General features: G+C 50.1%; 11 protein-coding genes and 2 tRNA genes. 9 read left to right on the forward strand and 4 right to left on the reverse strand.

Annotated features, from left to right (window positions below; all coding sequences use genetic code 11):
* Positions 1-158: 158 nt before the first annotated feature.
* A complete protein-coding gene (locus tag N3Z11_RS15235; protein WP_260658058.1) occupies positions 159-3,071 on the forward strand; it encodes a diguanylate cyclase in 2,913 nt (970 codons plus the stop codon).
* Positions 3,072-3,179: 108 nt separating this feature from the next.
* On the opposite strand, the gene N3Z11_RS15240 is transcribed toward N3Z11_RS15235, so the two are convergent.
* From N3Z11_RS15240 to N3Z11_RS15255, 4 genes are all read right to left on the reverse strand, one after another.
* On the reverse strand, positions 3,180-3,587 hold the full coding sequence (locus tag N3Z11_RS15240) for a phosphate ABC transporter substrate-binding protein (RefSeq protein WP_260658059.1): 408 nt from the start codon (positions 3,585-3,587) through the stop codon (positions 3,180-3,182).
* Between the two features lie 10 nt (positions 3,588-3,597).
* Positions 3,598-4,803, reverse strand: a complete 1,206-nt coding sequence (locus N3Z11_RS15245) for a hypothetical protein (protein ID WP_260658060.1) — start codon at positions 4,801-4,803, stop codon at positions 3,598-3,600.
* A gap of 235 nt (positions 4,804-5,038) precedes the next feature.
* Positions 5,039-8,758, reverse strand: coding sequence for a hybrid sensor histidine kinase/response regulator (locus tag N3Z11_RS15250; RefSeq protein WP_260658061.1), 3,720 nt, complete (start codon positions 8,756-8,758; stop codon positions 5,039-5,041).
* Positions 8,759-8,864: 106 nt separating this feature from the next.
* Entirely contained in the window at positions 8,865-9,359 is a 495-nt protein-coding gene (locus N3Z11_RS15255; RefSeq protein WP_260658062.1) for a TIGR00645 family protein, read from the reverse strand.
* Positions 9,360-9,558: 199 nt separating this feature from the next.
* On the opposite strand from N3Z11_RS15255, the gene N3Z11_RS15260 reads away from it, so the two are divergent.
* The 8 genes from N3Z11_RS15260 to N3Z11_RS15295 all read left to right on the forward strand — a co-directional run bounded on the left by N3Z11_RS15260 (position 9,559) and on the right by N3Z11_RS15295 (position 17,853).
* Positions 9,559-11,724, forward strand: a complete 2,166-nt coding sequence (locus N3Z11_RS15260; RefSeq protein WP_260658063.1) for a S46 family peptidase — start codon at positions 9,559-9,561, stop codon at positions 11,722-11,724.
* A gap of 290 nt (positions 11,725-12,014) precedes the next feature.
* Entirely contained in the window at positions 12,015-12,728 is a 714-nt protein-coding gene (locus tag N3Z11_RS15265; RefSeq protein WP_260658064.1) for a hypothetical protein, read from the forward strand.
* 28 nt (positions 12,729-12,756) lie between these two features.
* Complete coding sequence (locus N3Z11_RS15270) at positions 12,757-13,191, forward strand: regulatory protein RecX (RefSeq protein WP_260658065.1); 435 nt, start codon at positions 12,757-12,759, stop codon at positions 13,189-13,191.
* 156 nt (positions 13,192-13,347) lie between these two features.
* Positions 13,348-15,966, forward strand: coding sequence for an alanine--tRNA ligase (gene alaS, locus N3Z11_RS15275; RefSeq protein ID WP_409566873.1), 2,619 nt, complete (start codon positions 13,348-13,350; stop codon positions 15,964-15,966).
* Positions 15,967-15,970: 4 nt separating this feature from the next.
* On the forward strand, positions 15,971-17,182 hold the full coding sequence (locus N3Z11_RS15280) for an aspartate kinase (protein WP_260658067.1): 1,212 nt from the start codon (positions 15,971-15,973) through the stop codon (positions 17,180-17,182).
* A 116-nt stretch (positions 17,183-17,298) separates the two neighbouring features.
* Positions 17,299-17,502 (forward strand): carbon storage regulator CsrA, encoded by a 204-nt coding sequence (gene csrA, locus N3Z11_RS15285; RefSeq protein WP_031568392.1) that lies wholly within the window; start codon positions 17,299-17,301, stop codon positions 17,500-17,502.
* A gap of 167 nt (positions 17,503-17,669) precedes the next feature.
* Positions 17,670-17,759: transfer RNA gene (locus N3Z11_RS15290), tRNA-Ser, on the forward strand.
* A 17-nt stretch (positions 17,760-17,776) separates the two neighbouring features.
* Positions 17,777-17,853 (forward strand) — tRNA-Arg (locus N3Z11_RS15295).

Consider the following 17,853-nt stretch of genomic DNA (forward strand, 5'->3'; position numbering starts at 1 on the left):
TGTTGTTATCTGACTGTTTAGTCACAAAAATACCCCAACTAACGCTATTGTTTTGCGCTTTGCCCCTGCTTTGCGTTATCGTAACTTTCCTTGTTGTTGATAGGTGCAGATGTCAGCAGATGTTATTTTGGCGCAGTGTATTTAGCTTAGTTCTGCTTATGATGATGAGCAGTTTTCAGGTTTGGGCCCGCACCACGCCACTTACCGACTATTTCCGTGAAAGCCTGACCACCCGCGATGGTTTACCCCACAATACCATTAACGCTATTACCCAAAGCAATGACGGTTATTTATGGTTTGCCACCTGGGAAGGGGCTGCCCGTTATGATGGCCGTAATTTCAGTTTATTTGGCCGTACCGCTGAAACAGGTTTGCCGGATCTGGGGATCCGCGCATTTCATCTGGCCAGCAATGGCGATTTATTATTGGGTGGCTCCCGCGGCGGTATGGCACTGGTCAAAGATGGTCAATGGCAACATTTGCCGGCAATAGGCACGCTGATCAACGATTTGCTGCGGGATCATCAGGGCGATTTATGGATGGCAACCGAAGGCGGTGGATTATTCCGGTTGTCACAGGACGGCATTCGCACACAATTTACGGCAAAAGATGGCCTGCGCCCATCGGTGATTTACCGTGTGCTACAAGACAAAGAGGGTTTGATTTGGCTGGCAACTCAGCAGGGGCTCTATTGGTTTGATCCAAAGATGCCAAACCCTGTGTTTACGCTGGTTGCCACTGATGCTGGCCTACCTCTGACCTCTGTTTTTGCGTTGGCACAAACGGCCGCCGGCGAGCTACTGGTTGGCACCGAGCAGGGCGTGTTTAAGAAAGACGGCAGCGGATTTGCGCCGTTGCATCCGCAACTGGCCGGTATTGCTGTTGCGACTCTGATGCTGGATCAGCAACAGCACCTGTGGATAGGTACCATTAACCGCGGTGTGATGCGGTTGTCTGATTTAGGTCTGGAGCAACTGACGGTCAATGAAGGTTTGCCCAACAACAGGGTGCTGGCGCTGTGGCAGGATAAAGAACTCAGCATCTGGATTGGCACCAATGGCGGGGTGTTAAGGCTGCGTGATACACCTTTTACCAATCTGACTACGGCCAAGGGGCTGGCCGACAATTATGTGCGAACTATATTGCAGCATCAGGATGGTTCAGTTTGGGTGGGGACCAGCAATGGCCTGAATAGAGTACTGAGGCAACAGATTGACCCTGTGCCTGGCCTTGATGGCAATCCTGTGTCTGCGCTCAGTCTGGCGCAGGGGCAGGATGGCGATATCTGGGTAGGCAGCTACGCCGAAGGGGTACTGCGTTATCGGAACAATCAAATCATTGAACATTACGACAGGGCAGACGGCCTTGTGTCCAATGAGGTCAGGGCCTTGTTGCCGCTTGCCGACGGTAGCGTCTGGATCGGCAGTTCAGGCGGCTTAACCCGGCTCAAAGATGGCCAGATGCAGCATTATCATGTAGCCGACGGATTGCCCGGTGAGTTTATTACGGCACTGCATCAGTCGCCTGATGGCCGGCTCTGGATTGGCACCGGTAGCGGTGGCGCAGTGTATGAAAATGGCAAAATCCAGCCCCTGGCGTTACAGCAACACGACGATGTGCATTATGTGTTTGGTTTTTATCAGGCGGCAAATTCGGCTGATGTCTGGTTGGCAACAGACCGGGGCTTGCTGCGTTTTGATGCCGCTAACAAGGTGATAAAACAGCTGGGTCTGGCGCAAGGCCTGCCGTTTGACAAAATTTTTGCCATAGTGGCGGAGCAGGATCAGTATTTCTGGCTCAGCAGCAACAGAGGGGTGCTGCGCATCAGGCAACAGGACGCTGTGGCTATCACCAACGGTAGTCTGCCAAAACTGGTGAATTACGAGTTGTATGGCGAAAGTGACGGTATGCAGAGCGCTCAGTGTAATGGTGGTTCTATGCCGGCTGCGGCAGCACTGAACAGTGGGGCTTTGTGGTTTGCCACTTCACAGGGGGTGGCCATGGTAGAGCCGTCCAGACTTGCCGATTTTGTGGTGAAAACTCCGCCCGTTGTGGTCCAGCAAATCAGTGCCGATGGCCAACTTTATGCTGGCTCTGCTGCAAGGTTCCCGCCCGGCACCCGCCGTGTTGCGCTGCAATTTGCCGGTTTAAGTTACGTGATGCCAACCCGCATTCAATACCGCACTCAGTTGTTGGGTTTTGATCAGCATTGGGTCGAGCGTGGCCCGCAGCAGGTAGCGGAATATACCAACCTGGCGCCTGGCGCTTATCGTTTTGTGGTCAGTGCGGCCTATCCCGACGGTGACTGGTCGGCAGAGCCGGCACAATTTGAGTTTGTGATTGAGCCAAGATTATGGCAGCGCACCGATTTTATTGTCAGTGTCGGTTTGGCTTTGCTGTTACTGCTGGTGCTTGTCTACCGCGCCCGAATGCTCAGTGTGCGCCATAACGAAATGCGGCTGCGCCAGCAGGTCAGTGAAAAAACTGCGGCTTTACAGCAGCAGGCGACAGAACTTCGTCAGGTCGTCACTGAAAAATCGGCTTTGGCTGAACAATTACGTCAGCAAGCCGAGGCATTTGCCTTGCAGGCCAGAGAAGATGGTTTAACCGGCCTTGCCAACCGCAGGGCCTTTGATGAGCAACTGGCGGCTGAATTTGCCAGGGCTGCACGTTTGCAACAGCCACTTTGTCTGGTATTAATTGATATTGATTATTTTAAACGTATTAACGACACCTATTCCCACCTGACCGGCGATGTGGTACTCAAACGGCTGGCGGGTCTGATTAAAGCACAGTGTCGTGACATTGATATTTCGGCGCGCTGGGGCGGTGAAGAATTTGCTTTATTGTTACCCCAAACCAGTCTGGAGCAAGGCCGCGAAGTCTGTGAAAGGTTACGTCATGGTCTGGCACAGCTCGAATGGCAGGACGTGGCGCCTGGTTTAACAGTCACAGCCAGTTTTGGTGTGGCTGTGAATACCGGCCTGTTGCATTACGATAAGCTGATATCCAGAGCCGATACGCTGTTATATCAAGCCAAAGCCCAGGGGCGGGATCAGGTCTGTGGTTAACAAAAGGTTGGGCTGACGTCAGGCTGCGCTGTGATTGAAGGCGGTTCAACGAACAAAAAAGGAGCTTTTCAGCTCCTTTTTCCTTTTTTGCTGCAAGATCGCCGCAGATCAGAACTTCAGCGCTACTTTCACCGAAGCATCCACTTTGCTGGCATCGACATAACCAATCAGCGACGGATTGGTGGCCACCAGTTTGATCATTTCTTCATCACTGGTAATTTCTTTGGGTGGTGTGCCTTTGCCGGTAAAGACCAGCTTGGACCAATAGGCTTTAAGCTGACTGGACGATTTTTTCAGCACTGTGTCGTTAAAGGCACTGCTGGCAGATGCTGTTTCACTGAGCGAAACCGGCACCACAGATTTACCATCGGCAAAAGATTTTTCCCGGCCAAGGAAAATTTTCGCCACTGTCGCCTCGTCCAGTGCATTGTTGTTGGATGGGTGCACAATCACTGCCACCTCAGCAAAGGCCAGTTGGCTCAGCAGCAAGGCTGATAATAATAAAGTTTTTTTCATGGTTATCCCCTCAGAACACCAGATCAACGCCAAAGGACAGAATTTCGTAATCACCAACGGCAGGGCGGGTGTCGGAACCATTAAAATAATCCAGTTTAATGGCCGCACTTGGGTGGAAATCGTAACGCACTGACAAGCCAACGCCATCAAATTCGCGCTGGGCAAAAGCGTTATTGATGCCTTTGCCTGTGGCTAATAATACCGGATGCGCCACGCCGTTTAAAAAGTCGTGATCAGTATCCTGGGCATAATCTTCGGTATGCAGTGTCACCACCACATTGTCAAAACGCCGGCCTAGCGCCAGATACCAGGATTGATTCGGGGCATCAGTGGAGTCTTTCACCACATAGTCCACATACTCAAAATCCAGCAGCCAGTTGTTGTAGTCAATGGCAAAACCACTGAACCAATAAAAAGCGTCTTTGCCATCCCAGCCGATGCGGGATTTTAAGTCATTGACCTGAGCGCCGGTGGCTCCCATATTTTGCGCCATGGCAATGCCCTGCGCAGCCAGCGGGAATATGGTGCTGTTGTCGATGCTGGCGCCGTCAATTTCAGTGGCAAAAATGCCGCCGAATAACTGCCACCAGTCGCCGGCCAAAGTTGCATTGGCGCTGAAAATATTGTCCATGCCAAAATCAACAAAGTTATTGGTCACAGCGCTGAATGCTTCACCTGACCAGCCGCCATACAGCACTTTAGTGGCCAGGCTGTAATCACCCAGATTAAACTGACTGTCCAGCGCAATACCTTCGATGGTACTGAATTCAAAGTCGATATAAACAGCTTTGGGCAGCCTGGAGAAATTATGGGCATAACCCACTTTTTCATATTCCGACTGATGGAATATCGGGTTAGCAAAACGACCGGCACTGACCCTGTGGCTATCGTTGAGCTGATAGCTTAAATACGCCCAGCGCGCTTCAATATCAAAGTCGTTGCGCCCCTCACCAAACAGCTGCACTGTGGCTGATAAACCTTCTCCCAAATCAGCCTGCGCCTGAATGGCAAATAAAGATTCTGGTTTAAATGACAGCTCGCCTTCCTCAAAACCCGGGAAGGGTTCAAGGCCGCCATCTGTGGAGACTGAGGTGCCACGAATAGAAGCAAAACCATTGAGTTTGACTTCTGCCAGCAGCGGTTGTGAAAAAAGTGCTGCGAATACAGCTGAGGTGATCAGCAGTTTTCGTTTTCCCGGTAACTTAAAAGTTTTCATCGTCTGTCCTACCTTTTCTTATAGAAGCCTTCCAAGCGTAGCTGAAGTTTTTGCTGCTCTCTTTCTTTTTTAAAACAATCACTTTGCGTCAGATCAACTGCTGTGTTTAAACCTGCGCTGTTGGCGGTTCAGCGCATTTTTAAGCTGAGGTGTTTTTAGTAGTGGCTGAAGGGAGAGTTGAGGGCAAAGCTACGGAGGTTCAACACAACGGCTGCGCCTGATAGCAGCACAGTTTTTATAACCAGCGCTGCAGTTTTTCCAGCAAGAGCGCGGCGTCCATAGGTTTAGTGACAAAGTCATTCATACCGGCGTCCAGGCATTGCTGATGAAAATCGGCGGTGGCATGGGCGGTCAGCGCTATCACAGGTAAATGTTGCCAGCGTGCATCCAGGCGGATAGCGCGGGTTGCTGTGTAACCATCCATCACCGGCATATGCACATCCATCAGGATCAGCTGATAAGTCGATTCGGCCAGTTTTTCCAGTGCAATAGCACCATTGTCGGCGATATCCACGTCAAAACCGGCATGCTGCAAGATAATGCGCGCTAATGTCTGGTTATAACTATTGTCTTCAACCAATAAAATCCGCTGTTTTTCCGCTTTGGGCAATAAAGGTTTTGACGCTTCCTTCGTCACTTTAGGTTCCATCTGAGGTTCAGCCTGATAACAGCGCACGGCAAAACTAAAGGTGCTGCCAACACCCACGGAGCTTTGAACTTCGATACTACCGCCCATCAGCCGCACCAGCCGCTGCGCAATACTTAAGCCAAGACCTGTGCCGCCATATTTGCGGCTGGTGGAGCTGTCAGCCTGACTAAAAGCCTGAAACAGCTGTTCACATTGTTGCTGGGTTAAGCCGATACCGGTATCAGTGACGGCAAAATGCAGCCAGATTTCGTTTCCTTCGGTTTGTTCCGGCGCTTCGGTTGCTGCTGTGGGCAGGCGGCGTTCCTGGTCCACTGTTAATTTAACCAGACCGCTGCCGGTGAATTTCACCGCATTACCCAGCAGGTTGATCAGCACCTGACTGAGCCTTAACGGGTCGCCGAGCAGCTGCTCAGGTAATTTGGGGTCGATACTAAATTGCAGTTCCAGCTTCTTTTGCCGGCTTTGTTCGATAAACAGATCCCGCACCTGCTGCAATAAATCGCTGAGCTTAAACCGCACTTTTTCCAGCTCGAGCTTACCGGCCTCTACTTTGGAAAAGTCAAGAATGTCATTGATAATACTTAATAAAATCTTTCCAGAGTTACTGATTTTATGTAAGTACAATTGCTGCTCGGCAAAAGATTCGGTGTTTTGCGCTAACTGGGAAAAACCAATAATGGCGTTCATGGGCGTGCGGATTTCATGGCTCATATTGGCCAGAAACTCACTTTTGGCAACCACAGCTGCTTCAGCTTTGCTTTTGGCTTGCGACAGCTCGGCCATGGTTTGCTGCAGATGCGCAGTGCGCTCGGCTACAAGTGCAGTAAGCCGTTGTTGTTCTCTGAGCGATTGTTGCAGTCGGTGTCTGAACCACCAGGCAAATAGCGCCAGCAGCAGCAACAAGGCCAGGCTTTTTGCCCACCAGCTTTGCTGCCAGGGGGTGAGAATTTTAAAATGAAAATTGTCTGCACTGCTGATATCGCCAAAGGCATTTTTATATTGCAACTGAAACTGATAATTGCCCGGACTCAGGTTGGTGTAGTCACGGTAACTTTCGCTGCTCCAGTCTGACCATTGTTCAGTAAAACCAGTCAGTTTGACCCTGAACTGCAGGTTGTCGGAAGCGCCAAAACGCGGAATGGCATATTCAAACCGCAGATTATTTTGCCAGGGTTCAAGCGTGACTCTGCCCGACAAAGGCCGGGTCAGCTGCTCATGATTGATCAGTAACCTTCTTAAAAGTGGGGCAGGCAGAGGGGCTTGTTGCTGCTGTAACACTTTGGTATCGAGCCGGAATAAACCTTCGGCTCCACCAAACCACAGCACATCCCCGGCGTCGACCAGAATCACATCAAGCGGGGTGTCGGCCAGCGGATATAAAGGCGCTGTGGTCCAGTAAAATCCGCTCTGGCCGCTATCGGCGGTAACAGGTACTGCAGCGCCCGCCTGGCGCTCGCCGGTTTGATTATTCCAGCTTAACAGCCATAACCGCTGCTGGCTGTCGGCACTGGCAGAGCGGATCCAGGGCTGCTCTTTAAACAGCTGCTGATATTGCGGGTCAGGGTAAAACTGCTGCTGCTCTGAATTAAAACGATATAAACCGGCCACAGTGGCAATAAATAATGCGTTTTGATGCATCGACACTTCATTACGGTTATTACTGGGTAAACCGGATGCCTGCAAAAATTGGGTGACCAGCAGCACGGGCCTGTTGAATGCAGGTGGTGCTTGGGCACCTTGATTCAGTTGAGGCGTGGCAGAGTCCGCTACTGCTTTGGGTTGCAGCCGGTAAAGACCATGACCAAGGGTGCCAAGCCAAAGTTCACCCTCTGGCGTTTCTACCACAGTATTGATGGTGCCACTGATCTGCGGCACCAGACCTTCAAACTGCCACTGTCCCTGCTGCAGATACATGCTGGCGAGGCCATTTTGCAGACCAAGCCAGATGCGGTTGGGATCAGTTATTGAGCGCGTCAGTACTTTGGCCGGCAGCGGCGGTTTAAATAAAAGCCTGCTGCGATTGCCGTGCAGGCTAAAAATACCTTCATTACTGGCGGCTATTAACTCTGCAGCTTCGGTTTTTGCGCCGGCAGCCTGAGCTTGCTGAGGTGGTGCCAGACTGAGTAAATCCCAGGTTTGCTGCAAGATGCCGGGCACAGGCACAAACCTTGGTCTTTCATGGTTGCTCTGCTCAAGCAGAAACAACCCCTGACTGGTGCCGGCATACAGTTGCTGCTGATGACGTGCCAGTGACAACACATTACCTTTGAGGCCAAGCACATCATTGTATTGTGAAATCGCCGCCGACACTTCGACCCGTGCCAGGCCATGATCCAGTGCCAGCCACAAACCCTGCTGCTGATCCTGATATAAAGCGCGGATGTTATCGTTGAACAAACCGGACTTTTTATTCAGATGCTGAACCAGCTCCCCCTGACGGTTCAGTAAATACAGGCCATCTCTGGTGGTGCCAATCGCCAATAAACCGTTGCTCAGAAGCGTGCTGCTGTACATCAGCGCCTGGGTTAACCTGCTGTTGAGCGCTGTGGCCCAGGGTTTCACCCCATCCGGCCCCAGCAGAAAAAAACCATGGGCTCTGCTGCCGAGTAAAATCTGGTTATCGCCCCAGTCTTCAGCCAGCAGCATGGCCATACCGCGCAAAGCGGCGGCTTGTGGCACAGGTACCAGTTGTTTATCTGTCAATTCCAGCAGACCCAGGGCTTCATCCTGCACCAGAATACGGGTGCCGACTAAAAAGGCGCGCTGAAAGTGACTCTGGCTCAGAAATACCTGAAGATCAGTGTCGCTTATCACAAAAATATGCTGGCGGGCGACAAATACAGCACCTTGCGGGCTGTAAAAGGTTTGGCGCACGTCCTGAAAATTTCGGTATTGTGCGCCGATGCGGTCGGTCCAGGAATGATATTGCCGCTGATCACTGTCTGCAGTCAGATAACCCAGTTCCGCCTTCGCGCCAATATAAATGCGGCCGTCAGGCCCCAGAGCCATGGAACGCACCACCGATTGATTAGCGGTTCTGATAGTGCGCCACGACACGCCATCATATTCCAGCACGCCGGCATTATTACCACTGTAAATCAAGCCTCTGTTGTCTTGTAACAAAGCCCAGTTCTGGCTGCCGGCGTTGTAGTCTTTGGGTTTGTAGTTTTTTAACAGCGGCAGGCCGGTTTCGGCCAACAGGGCAGGACTGACGAACAGCAGAATAAAAATGAAGATCGTAAAGATATAAGCAGGTGCCAGCCACGGCCGGCACTGATGGATGCTTGCTGATGCGGTTCCCTGCAACTTATACCTCGTCCTGAGCCACTCGTGGCGCTGTTCGCTGTGCCTTGGTCAAACTTTCAGCAAAGGGTATAGCAGATACAGGACGGGCACAAGCAACAGGTTGTTTTTACTCTTTATCTTTCATGATTTTGTCGAGATAACCCATGGCAAAAGCCGACATCACAAAAGTAATGTGGATCAGCAGATACCACATAATTTTGTCATTTGGGATATTGCGGGTGTCCATAAAAATTTTCAGCAGATGAATAGACGAAATTGCCACAATGGACGCAGCGACTTTATTTTTCAACGAAGCGGAATCCACTTTACCCAGCCAGCTCAGTTTTTCGTCGTTGTCATTGATATCCAGACGCGATACAAAGTTTTCGTAACCGGAAAACATCACCATCACAATTAAACCACCGACCAGCGCAATATCAATCAGTGACAACACCACCAGAATTAAATCCACTTCTTTGATGGCGAAAATGTTGGGCAAAATATGGAAAACTTCCTGAAAAAATTTAATGCCAAGCGCCAGTAACACCAGACTTAATCCCAGATAGATAGGTGCCATGATCCAGCGCGAGGTATAAATCAGTCGTTCCAGTAGTTTTTCCATCAGCAAACTCCACTCTGTCAAAGTCAAAGCGCTGATCTGGTGCTTTTTCGACAAAAATCAAGGCGTGGCGCCAAATTGTTGCCTCAGACGCTGTACATTTTTGAAAATTATCGCACAATGCCAACCATTGCCCGCAGCGGTGCGGGCTGCTGTTCTGCGCTGTGATAGCTTCGATGACGTCTTTCCAAAGGAACCTTTTATGATGAAAAAAACCATGCTTGCAGTGGCGCTGCTTTGCGGCGCACAGGCTGTGGCTGACGAGGGAATGTGGCAGCCGCACCAGCTGCCGGAACTGGAAACTGTATTAAAGAGCAAAGGTTTGGCCATCGATGCCAAAAGTATTGCCGAGCTCACCAGCTTCCCGATGAATGCGGTGATTAGTTTGGGCGGTTGTACCGCATCTTTTGTGTCGAATCAGGGTTTAGTGGTCACTAACCACCACTGTGCTTACGGCAGCATTCAGCACAACAGCACGGCGCAAAACAACTTATTGGCCAATGGTTTCCTGGCCAAATCGCTGGACGAAGAATTACCGGCTGCGCCTGGTTCCAAAGTATTTGTCACCGAAGAAGTACGCAACGTCACCCGCGATATAAATCAGGAACTGACGCCGGCGCTGATGGGTAAAGACCGTTTTGACAAAATTGATGAGCTGCGCAAGGGCCTGGTGGCCGACTGTGAAGCGACGCCGGGATATCGCTGTGATGTGTACAGCTTTCACGGTGGCCTGGAATATTACCTGATTAAACAGCTGGAAATCCGCGACGTGCGTTTAGTGCATGCACCGGCCGGTGGTGTGGGTAAGTTTGGTGGTGATATCGACAACTGGATGTGGCCACGTCACACCGGTGATTATTCGTTCTACCGTGCTTACGTGGGTAAAGATGGCAAACCAGCTGACTTTAACGCTGACAACGTACCTTTTACCCCACCGTCATTTTTAAAAGTGTCGGCCAAAGGTGTGCAGGAAAACGATTTTGTCATGGTGATTGGTTACCCTGGCCGCACCAGCCGCTATAACACGGCTTTTGAAGTGAAAAACCAGTTTACTGAAGTGTTGCCACAGTCCAAAGCCTATCGCGAAGAAACCATAGCGCTCATTAAACAATTAACTGCCGAAGGTTCGGAAAGCCGGATTAAATACGAAGCTATTCTGGCGGGTCTGGCCAACTATGCAAAAAATTTCGATGGCATGCTGCAAAGCTATCAAAAGGGCAGTACACAGCAGCGTAAAGACGAATTTGAAGCTGTGTTAAACCGCTGGATCAAATCTGATACCAGCCGTAAGGCCCGTTTTGCGCCTGCGGTGAAAAACCTGCAGCAACTGATTGAAGAAGGTGCGGCGAATCAGCAACGTGATTTGGTGATGAACTATTTTGGTTATGCCCAGATGTTCAGCACGGCACGCAAGTTATACCGCAATGCCAATGAGCAGTTAAAGCCGGATGCAGAACGCGAAAGTGGTTATCAGCAGCGTGATGCCCAGCGTTTTGAAGCCGGTTTAAAACGCATGTCACGCAGTTTTGACCCTGCGGTGGATCTGGAAATTGCTTTGCATTTCCTCGAGCACTACAGCAAGTTACCAGCCAAACAACGACTGGCGGCTTTTGATAAGTTTTTTGGTCTGGACAGCACTGCTTTTGACAAAAAGCTGATGCGCGAAAAACTGCAGGCCATGTACAGCGCTTCAACCCTGGCTGATGAAGTTGAACGTTTAGCCTGGGTTGGCAAATCAGTGGAAGACTTCCAGAAGAGTGAAGATCCGCTGATCAAATTTGCCATTGCGATGTACGAAACTGATTTAGCAGAAGAAAACAAAACAAAAGAGTGGCTGGGCAAAATGGCGGTGGCAAGGCCAAAAGTGATGGAAGCCGTGATTGCCTTTAACAAAACCCAGAATAAACCGGTATATGCCGATGCCAACAGTACTTTGCGTGTCACCTACGGCACAGTGCAGGGTTATCAGCCAAGAGATGCGGTGAGTTACAGCCCGTTCACCACTCTTAAAGGCATCAGCGAAAAATTCACCGGTGTGGATCCTTTTGATGCACCAGCCAAACAAATGGCGGCTATTGCCAAAGGCGATTTTGCCGGTTATCTGCACCCGCAGCTGAACGCAGTGCCGGTGAACTTTTTATCGAATGTGGACACCACAGGCGGTAACTCAGGTTCACCCACCTTAAACGGCAATGCTGAACTGGTTGGTTTATTATTCGACGGTGTGATTGAAGGTATTATCGGTAACTTTGATTATGATCCGGCGTTAAACCGCTCTATCCATGTCGACAGCCGTTACATGCTGTGGCAAATGGAAAAGGTGGATGGCGCCAGTAATCTGATTAAAGAAATGGACATAGTGCGTTAACAGTGAACGCCTTTGTTCTGATGAAAATGGCAGCTTCGGCTGCCATTTTTGTTTGCCGGCAAAGCATAGAGTAAAGGCTTTAAATGGCTGCTAGCCTGCATTGGTATTCCGGCCTTTTTGCAGTATGATAGGGCGCTTTAAAATCCAGCAATAACGCTGTCTGCGCGCAAATTAAGTCACACTGAAGCCACACAACCCTGCTGCTTTTGCACAAAGGCCGGTGGCAAGTTGTGACATCAGGGCTGTGTTGCAGGTTAAAATGCCGGAGTTTTTTGTTTTTGGAGAAGGACATGAAATTGCAACTGGTGGTACGCCGGGCTCCGGCCATGGCAGGGGTTCGTTGGTTGCAACAGGCCTGGGCGATTTTTAAAAAGTATCCGGGACTTTGTATTCAAACTGTGATGTTGATCCACTTCACCTCGTTATTGGGCGCCTTGCATCCGTTGCTGGGGGTGATAGCGGCTTTGCTGAATCCGTTTTTAACCGCGGGTTTATACCGTTGTGTGGTGGCGATGCAGCAACAACACATGGTGTCGATGCAGGACTTCTGGTTGCCGCTCAAAGACAAAAGCGTGCGGGCGGTATTTTTACGGCTGGCGGCGGCCAATATGCTGCTGAGCATTCCGCTGACCTTGCTGGCCACGCAACTGGCCACCGACATTGCCGCAGGCGTGAATAATCTTGGGCTGATGTTTGTATTTGTGATGCTGCTCAGTTTAGTGATGATGATGTTTGCTTATGCAGTGGCAATTGCATATTTCTTAAAAGAAAAACGCTTATTTCCAATCTTGCAGGCCAGTTTGCTGGCATGCTGGCGTAATGTGCAGCCGCTGACTATTTATGGGCTGATGGCGATTGGCTTGCTGAGCACTGGTATTCCAACTTTGTTTTTTACCTGGCTTTTGGTGTTGCCGTTATTGTCGATCAGCTTTTTCCTGTCGTTCAGTGAGTTTTTTGCGTTAACTCCGGCTTCAGACAACAAGGTGGAATATCTTGAAGTCTGAGCAGGCTGATCAGGCTGGGCCGCCGACTTTGAGCGATTTGAAAAAAATCGCCATTGATTTATTAAGCCGGCGTGATCACAGCAGACAAGAGCTTGTGCAAAAACTGCAGTCGAAAGGCGCTTTGTACGACGATATCCAGCAGGTGCTGGACTGGTGCCAAACCGAAAATTACCAGAGTGACGAGCGTTACGCGACGCTTCTGGTGCGGTCAAAAATAAACAAAGGCTATGGTCCGCTTTATATTGCTCAGGCAGCAAGAGAGCAGGGCATCAGCAAAGAACTATTAACGCAGACTATTGAAGCGCTTGAAGTGGATTGGTTTGCGCTGGCGCTTGGCCAATATCAGAAAAAATATGGTGACAAGCCGGCAACAGATTTTCAGGATAAACAAAAACGCATGGGGTATTTGCAGCGGCGGGGTTTTAACGGCGCGCAAATCCAGTATGCATTAAAACCGGATTAGATAGCCTAAGCCATTGAAGTTGCAGCGCGGCGACAAGTGAATGAGTCCCCATGAGCATAGTGAACTATGTGAATGGGGCGATTGAACGCGGTCAACAAAGCTGTGGCTTCAAGGGCGACGGGTATAACATAAAGACAGTAGGATTTGGATATGTATATGACATCAGCGCAACTTCGACGCGCATTTCTGGATTATTTTGCCAGTAAAGATCACCAGGTAGTTGCCAGCAGTTCTTTGATCCCGGGCAATGACCCAACCCTGCTGTTTACCAATGCCGGTATGGTGCAGTTTAAAGACGTATTTTTAGGCCAGGACAAACGCAGTTACAAACGTGCTGTGACAGCGCAGCGTTGTGTGCGTGCCGGTGGCAAACATAACGATTTAGAAAACGTGGGTTACACCGCCCGTCACCACACCTTTTTTGAAATGCTGGGTAACTTCAGCTTTGGTGATTATTTCAAGCGTGAAGCCATCGCTTTTGCCTGGGAATTTTTAACCGAAGTGGTGAAACTACCCAAAGAAAAACTGTGGATCACAGTGTACGCTACAGACGACGAAGCTTTTGATATCTGGACCAAAGAAATTGGTGTGCCGGTAGAGCGTGCCATCCGGATTGGCGACAACAAAGGTGCACCTTATGCGTCCGATAACTTCTGGGCTATGGGCGATACCGGTCCTTGTGGCCCTTGCACCGAGATTTTTTATGATCACGGCGACCATATCTGGGGCGGCCCACCGGGTTCACCGGAAGAAGACGGTGACCGTTTTATCGAAATCTGGAATAACGTCTTTATGCAGTTTAACCGCCACGCCGATGGCCGGATGGAACCGCTGCCAAAACCAAGCGTAGACACCGGTATGGGTCTGGAACGTATTGCTGCTATTTTGCAAAACGTACACAGCAACTATGAAATTGACACCTTCCAGGGTCTGATCAAAGCCGCTGCTGCCATTACCGGCACCACAGATTTAGACAATAAATCGCTGCGTGTGATTGCTGACCATATCCGCTCATGCTCGTTTTTAGTGGCTGACGGTGTAATGCCGTCAAACGAAGGCCGTGGTTATGTGCTGCGCCGTATTATCCGTCGTGCTGTACGTCATGGTAACCAGTTGGGCGCCAAAGGGGTATTTTTCAGCAAATTAGTGGCTGAGCTTGCAGTGCAGATGGGTGAAGCCTATCCGGAGCTGATTGAAAAACAAGCCATTATTGAAAAAGTGCTGCGCATGGAAGAAGAGCAGTTTGGCAAAACGCTGGAACGTGGTTTGTTATTGCTGAACGATGCGCTGGCGAATTTAGCAGACAGCACAGTCATTCCTGGTGAAGTGGCCTTTAAGCTGTATGACACTTATGGTTTCCCAATCGATTTAACGTCTGACGTGGCGCGCGAACGTGGTTTTAGCGTGGATCAGGCCGGTTTTGAAGCGGCGATGGAAGCACAGCGTAAACGTGCCCAGCAAGCGTCAAACTTTGGTGCTGATTACAATCAGGCGTTAACTTCAAGCAATGTCACTGAATTTACCGGTTACAGCGAAGAACACGGCAACGCCAAAGTGGTAGAAATTCTGCGTGATGGTGAAGCTGTGACATCGTTAATTGATGGTCAGCAGGCGCTGATTGTGCTGGATCAAACACCATTTTATGCTGAGTCTGGCGGCCAGATGGGCGACAGCGGTGTGTTAAAACTGGCGGACGGTAGTGTATTTACCGTGGTGGATACCATCAAAGTGGGCAAAGCTTTTGCACATAAAGGCACGCTGGCCGGTACTTTACAGTTAAACGACCGGGTGGAAGCTGTGATTGACAGCGCCCGCCGTGACGCTATTAAGAAAAACCACTCTGCAACCCACTTATTACACGCAGCTCTGCGTCAGGTGCTGGGCGAACACGTCACGCAAAAAGGTTCATTAGTTGGGCCTGAGCGTTTACGTTTTGACTTCTCACATTTTGAAGCGGTGAAAGCCGATGAAATCCGTACACTGGAAGTGTTGGTCAACCAGCAAATTCAGCAAAACCACGAAGTCAGCACCCGCCTGATGAACTTAGAAGCGGCCAAAGCGGCCGGTGCTATGGCGTTGTTTGGTGAAAAATACGATGACGATGTGCGCGTGTTGTCAATGGGCGGGTTCTCTACCGAACTTTGTGGTGGTACCCACGTAGCCCGCACTGGCGATATTGGCCTCTTTAAAATTGTGGTGGAAAGTGGTATCGCCGCAGGCGTGCGCCGTATTGAGGCTGTCACAGGTGAAGGTGCTATTGCCCATCTGCATAAGCTGGAACAACAAGCCCAGCTGGTAGCGTCGATGCTGAAAGGGGATGTGATGAGCATTGCCGAGCGTGTCACTCAGGCACTGGATAAGAGCAAAGCGCTGGAAAAAGAACTGGAGCAAGCCAAAGCCAAAATGGCCAGTGCTGCCGGTGCGTCATTGCTCGACAAAGTAGTGCAGATTAATGGCGTGAAAGTGCTGATTGCTGATTTACCTGGTGCTGATGCCAAAGCCTTCCGTACCATGGTTGATGAGCTGAAAGTGAAATTAGGCTCTGGTGTGATTCTGCTGGCTACAGCAGCGGATGACAAAGTGAGTTTAATTGCCGGTGTCACCAAAGACTTAACCGACAAAGTGCAGGCCGGTGCCCTCATTGGCTGGGCTGCAGAGCAAGTGGGTGGTAAAGGTGGTGGCAAACCTGATTTAGCTCAGGCCGGTGGTACCAACGTCGCTGCTTTGCCAGGTGTATTGGCTGCTGCAACCGGCTATTTAAGCGCGAAGCTGTAACAGCGTGGCGTTATTGGTACAAAAATTCGGTGGCACCTCGGTCGGGTCCACCGAACGTATTGAAAGGGTGGCGGAGCTGATTATCCGCACCATTCAGGCAGGTCACAAGGTGGTGGCAGTGGTGTCGGCTATGGCAGGGGAGACCAATCGTCTGCTTGGTCTGGCCCAGCAAATTGACCCTAAAGCAGCCAGCCGTGAACTGGACGTGCTGGCGGCCACAGGTGAGCAGGTCACTATTGCTTTGCTTGCTATGGCATTGATCAAAAGGGGATATCCCGCCGTATCATTGTTGGCTGACCAAATTTGTATTCATACCGACAATAAATTTGGCAAGGCCCGTATTACTGCTGTGGACAACCAGCGTTTGTTACAGGAGCTGGAGCAGGGCCATATTGTGGTGGCCGCTGGTTTTCAGGGCCGCGACTTTGAAGGCAATGTCACCACTTTGGGCCGCGGTGGTTCTGATACCTCAGCTGTGGCGTTAGCTGCGGCGCTTAAAGCCGATGAATGTCAGATTTATACCGATGTTGATGGCGTTTATACCATAGACCCACGCATTTGTGCCGATGCCAAAAGACTGAGCCTGATGCCATGCAGCCATATGCTGGAGCTGGCCAGTGTTGGCGCTAAAGTGCTGCATTCAAGGTCGGTAGAATACGCTGCGCTGCATAGAGTGCCGCTTCGGGTGTTATCCACCTTTAAACCCGATGCCGGTACTTTGATTACCTATGAGGATGATGTAATGGTATTGCCGACAATTTCCGGCATCGCCAGCCAGACAGGTGTGACTTTGTTAAGGCTGCAGCAGCTCAGTGCGACGCAGCTTCAGCAAGTGATGCAATGTCTGGCTGAGCTCAATATCGAAACCGATATGCTGCAGCAGGACGGTGAATGGCCGCAGCAACTGACACTGAGTTTTAGTCTTGCCACGGCAGATTTAAGCCAAGTGACTGATGCTGTGCAGAAAATAACAGAAAATAGTCTGGTTTCTCTGCATCATCCGCAGCAGAACCTTGCTAAACTGTCGGTCGTAGGGGTTGGAATCAAATCTGATCCAATATTATTAGCCAAAATTTTTAGCATATTGCATGACATGAATGTGCAAATCTGGCTGATGAGTAATTCAGAAAGTCGTTTTTCAGTGTTGATCGCCGCCGAGTTGCTGGAGAAAGTTGCCAGGGCGCTGCATCAGGCTTTAGTCACCACAGAGAATTAATCCCAGGATTTTCATAAATTTGAAGCCTGAGTTATGATTGGAACAAGGACGCGACGGCAGTCAGACCAAGCGTCATTCAGTACAGCTGGAATTTTAAAAAGGATAGGAGCAAGCGAATGCTTATTTTAACCCGTCGTGTTGGTGAAACCTTAATGATCGGTGACGAAGTGACTGTCACTGTGTTAGGTGTAAAAGGTAATCAGGTTCGGATTGGTGTAAATGCACCAAAAGAAGTCTCTGTACACCGTGAAGAAATCTATATGCGAATTCAGGCAGAAAAAGGCACACCAGGCAGCTACAGCCAGGATGATGATCAATAATTCTGTTGCGCTAAATATTTGTTTTAACTGTTTTACTGTGTGATTTTTGCCCGTATTCGTTATTAATTGTCCAAATTGCTTAAAAGGTCAGCAAACAAACTTTTAAGCGGGAAAAAATGTTTGACATATTTTCCCAAGACATTAATATACGCACCGCAACGTAGCGCGGAGAGATGGCCGAGTGGCTGAAGGCGCACCCCTGCTAAGGGTGTATAGGGGAAACTCTATCGAGGGTTCGAATCCCTCTCCCTCCGCCAGTTGTTTTAGATTAGATGGACGCATAGCTCAGCTGGATAGAGTACTCGGCTACGAACCGAGCGGTCGGAGGTTCGAATCCTCCTGCGTCCGCCA

The sequence above is a fragment of the Rheinheimera sp. 4Y26 genome, from assembly GCF_025245835.1.
In the GTDB taxonomy this organism is placed as follows: domain Bacteria; phylum Pseudomonadota; class Gammaproteobacteria; order Enterobacterales; family Alteromonadaceae; genus Pararheinheimera.

Coding starts and splice junctions, on each gene's coding strand:
- N3Z11_RS15235 (WP_260658058.1), top strand. CDS start 159: ATGATGATGAGCAGTTTTCAGGTTTGGGCCCGCACCACGCCACTTACC.
- N3Z11_RS15240 (WP_260658059.1), bottom strand. CDS start 3,587: ATGAAAAAAACTTTATTATTATCAGCCTTGCTGCTGAGCCAACTGGCC.
- N3Z11_RS15245 (WP_260658060.1), bottom strand. CDS start 4,803: ATGAAAACTTTTAAGTTACCGGGAAAACGAAAACTGCTGATCACCTCA.
- N3Z11_RS15255 (WP_260658062.1), bottom strand. CDS start 9,359: ATGGAAAAACTACTGGAACGACTGATTTATACCTCGCGCTGGATCATG.
- N3Z11_RS15260 (WP_260658063.1), top strand. CDS start 9,559: ATGATGAAAAAAACCATGCTTGCAGTGGCGCTGCTTTGCGGCGCACAG.
- N3Z11_RS15265 (WP_260658064.1), top strand. CDS start 12,015: ATGAAATTGCAACTGGTGGTACGCCGGGCTCCGGCCATGGCAGGGGTT.
- alaS (WP_409566873.1), top strand. CDS start 13,348: ATGACATCAGCGCAACTTCGACGCGCATTTCTGGATTATTTTGCCAGT.
- csrA (WP_031568392.1), top strand. CDS start 17,299: ATGCTTATTTTAACCCGTCGTGTTGGTGAAACCTTAATGATCGGTGAC.